The sequence below is a fragment of the Streptomyces mesophilus genome (genome assembly GCF_011044995.1).
GTDB lineage: Bacteria > Actinomycetota > Actinomycetes > Streptomycetales > Streptomycetaceae > Streptomyces > Streptomyces mesophilus.
Map to the genome: position 1 here is coordinate 1 of NZ_JAAKZW010000411.1, position 3007 is coordinate 3007.

Sequence of the window (3007 nt, forward strand, 5' to 3'; positions counted from 1 at the left end):
GGGTGAGAGGGGGTGTGGCGCCGGGCGACACGGCGGGTGATCGCTCGGGGAACCGGTCCGGGCCGCTGCCCGTTTAGCCTCGTGTGGCAAGGACCTCGGGGCCGACCGCAGGGAGAACCGTTTCATGGCGGAGATCGTCGATCTGGGTACCTATGGCGAGCAGTTCACCAAGGACCCGTATCCCGTCTACGCGGAGCTCCGCGGCCGCGGCCCCGCTCATTTCGTACGGCTCGCCCCGCCGTACCAAGAGGCGTATGTCTGGCTGATCGTCGGCTACGAGGAGGCGCGCGCCGCGCTCAACGACCCCCGCCTGGCCAAGAGCCCGTCGGTGATCGGCGGCGCGGGACTCGACGGCGACCTGATCGGCACCCATCTGCTGCTCGCCGACCCGCCCCAGCACACCCGGCTGCGTAAGCTGGTGGCGCGGGAGTTCACCGCCCGAAGGGTCGAGGCGCTTGCTCCGCGCGTCCAGGCGATCACCGATCAGCTCCTCGACGCGATGGGCTCGCGGGGGCGGGCGAACCTGATCGACACCTTCGCCTTTCCGCTGCCCCTCACCGTGATCTGCGAACTCCTCGGCGTACCCGCCATGGACCGCGAGGCCTTCCGCGCGATGTCCAACGAGGTGGTCGCACCCACCGGAGTCGAGGCGGAAGCGGCAGCCGTGGCCCAACTCGCCGCCTACCTGAACGAGTTGATCGAGGACAAGCGCTGCAGCGCCCCCGCCGACGATCTGCTGAGCGCCCTGATCCGCACCACGGCCGAGGACGGCGACCAGCTCTCCGCGGACGAGCTGCGCGCGATGGCCTTCCTGCTCCTGATCGCCGGCCACGAGACCACGGTCAATCTGATCGGCAACGCGGTGCACGCGCTGCTCACCCGGCCCGGGGAACTCGACGCCGTACGGGCCGACTTCGGCCGCCTCGACGCGGTGATCGAGGAGACCCTGCGGTACGAGGGCCCGGTGGAGAACGCCACGTTCCGCTTCACCGCCGAACCCGTCACGATCGGCGAGGTCACCATCCCGCAGGGCCACGCGGTCCTGGTCTCGCTCGCGGCGGCCGGCCACGATCCCGCCCGCTTCCCCGAACCCGACCGCTTCGACCCGGACCGCTCCACGCAGGGGCATCTGGCCTTCGGCCACGGCATCCACTTCTGCATGGGCGCACCGCTCGCCCGGCTCGAAGCCAGGATCGCTCTGCGCAGCCTCCTGGAGCGCTGCCCGGACCTCTCGCTCGACGGGACACCGGGGCCGTGGCTGCCGGGAATGCTGGTCCGGGGGGTGCGAAAACTCCCGGTGAAGTGGTGAAATGCGGCCGCAGGCCCCAGCACCGCTGCCCCCAGCACCGCAGCCCCTAGTACCGCAGCCCGGAGGAAGCCCGATGAGCACGACGCCGGACCTGACGCCGGACCCGAAGCCGGACTCGAAGGCGGACTCGATGCCGGAGTTCGACCTCGCCGTCGCCGAACAGGTTCTGGATGCCCAGCCGTTCAGCCGCCTCCTCAAGACCCGTATCACCGCCTTCGGTGACGGTGCGGCGGTGCTCGAACTGGACATCCGCGAGGAGCTCGGACAGCAGAACGGGTTCCTGCACGGCGGCGTGCTCGCCTACGCGGCCGACAACTCCCTGACCTTCGCGGCGGGTTCGGCCCTCGGGCCCTCCGTGCTCACCGCGGGCTTCTCCATCCAGTACATGCGGCCGGCCCGCGGCCGCACCCTGCTCGCCCGTGCGTCCGTGGTGCACGCGGGCCGCCGTCAGGCGGTGGCCCGCTGCGACCTGGTGTGTGTCGACGACGACGGCACGGAGACGCTGTGCGCGGTCGCGCAAGGAACGGTCCTCAACACCGCGGGCAGCTGACGTGCAGCGCCAACTGGAGATAGCGGCCGAACTCACCGCCCGCCTCGGCGGCGGTGAGGGCTTCCACCACGTCCACTGGCGCTCCCAGCTCGAACTCGCCCTCGACTGCTTCGTCTGCGAACGCACCGGCCGTACGACCGTCCTCGAACTCGGCGCGGAACGGGCCCTGTGCTCAGGCAGCACCAGCAGCGGCTTCCCCAGCCACTACACGGCGGCCCGCATCGCGGCCTTCGACGTCACCTCGGGCGACGACCGCCTCGCGCTGCGCGCCGTGGTCAGCTTCTGGTGGGCCCCCTTCACGGACGCCCGTACGGGCCTGCGCGGCGCGGCCCCGACCCTCCAGCCCTGGGTCCGCCTCCACCTCGCGTACAACTGCCCCGACGAGGACGCCAAGGACCCCCACCCCTTCACCACCCAGACCAACGCGATCCGCCCCACAAGCGAGTCCTGCACCCACTGCACCCGCCCGGTCGCCACGAGCACCCGCGCGCCTACGATCCGGCTGATGGACTGAGGGTCCGGCGATCGGGCTGATGTCCGTGGACAGAAACGCTGCTGCCACCTGCACGTCCCCCCATCGGACCTCCGCCACCTGCACGCCCCCCTCAGCGGACCTCCGCCACCCGCACCGCCCGCCCCTGTCGCCGGGACACCTCGCAGGCCTCCGCCACCCGGAGTGCGGCCAGGGCCTCCTGGCCGTCGCAGGGGTTGGGGCGTTCTCCGAGGAGTACCGAGACGAATGCGGCCAGTTCGGCCTCGTACGCGGGGGCGAAGCGTTCCAGGAAGCCCGGCCAGGGCTTGGTGGCGGCGGGTGGGCCCTGGGGCTCCGTCGAGGCGATGGGCGTGCGGTCGTCCAAACCGGCCGCGATCTGGTCGAGTTCGCCGGCCAGCTCCATACGGACGTCATAGCCCGCACCGTTCAGGCGCGTCGCCGTGGCCGTCGCCACCACACCGTCCGACAAGGTCAGCACCGCCGCCGCCGTGGAGACATCGCCCGCCTCGCGGAACATGGGCGGACCCGCGTCCGACCCGGTCGCGTACACCGTCTCGACCTCGCGGCCCGTCACCCAGCGGAGCATGTCGAAGTCGTGGATCAGACAGTCGCGGTACAGGCCGCCGGAGAGGGGGAGGTATTCGGGCGGCGGGGG

At 71.5% G+C, this 3007-nt stretch carries 4 protein-coding genes; 3 read left to right on the forward strand and 1 reads right to left on the reverse strand.

The genetic code is table 11. The features are described 5' to 3' along the window. The first annotated feature begins 124 nt into the window (after positions 1–124). The 3 genes from G6045_RS40030 (at position 125) to G6045_RS40040 (ending at position 2373) form a co-directional block, all read left to right on the forward strand. Entirely contained in the window at positions 125–1309 is a 1185-nt protein-coding gene (locus G6045_RS40030; protein ID WP_165337164.1) for a cytochrome P450 family protein, read from the forward strand. A gap of 130 nt (positions 1310–1439) precedes the next feature. Next, the gene (locus tag G6045_RS40035) at positions 1440–1859 is read left to right on the forward strand and encodes a PaaI family thioesterase (protein WP_165337166.1); all 420 of its coding nucleotides are present in this window, start codon (positions 1440–1442) and stop codon (positions 1857–1859) included. Between the two features lies 1 nt (position 1860). Beyond that, on the forward strand, positions 1861–2373 hold the full coding sequence (locus G6045_RS40040; protein WP_165337165.1) for a hypothetical protein: 513 nt from the start codon (positions 1861–1863) through the stop codon (positions 2371–2373). A gap of 91 nt (positions 2374–2464) precedes the next feature. Here the strand turns inward: G6045_RS40040 and G6045_RS40045 are convergent. Further along, positions 2465–3007, reverse strand: a 543-nt coding sequence (locus tag G6045_RS40045) for a Gfo/Idh/MocA family oxidoreductase (RefSeq protein WP_235968610.1), incomplete at its 5' end; no start/stop codon positions are given.

Bases quoted from the DNA above. Each gene is read 5' to 3' on its own strand.
- G6045_RS40035 (WP_165337166.1), top strand. From the start codon at position 1,440: ATGCCGGAGTTCGACCTCGCCGTCGCCGAACAGGTTCTGGATGCCCAG.
- G6045_RS40030 (WP_165337164.1), top strand. From the start codon at position 125: ATGGCGGAGATCGTCGATCTGGGTACCTATGGCGAGCAGTTCACCAAG.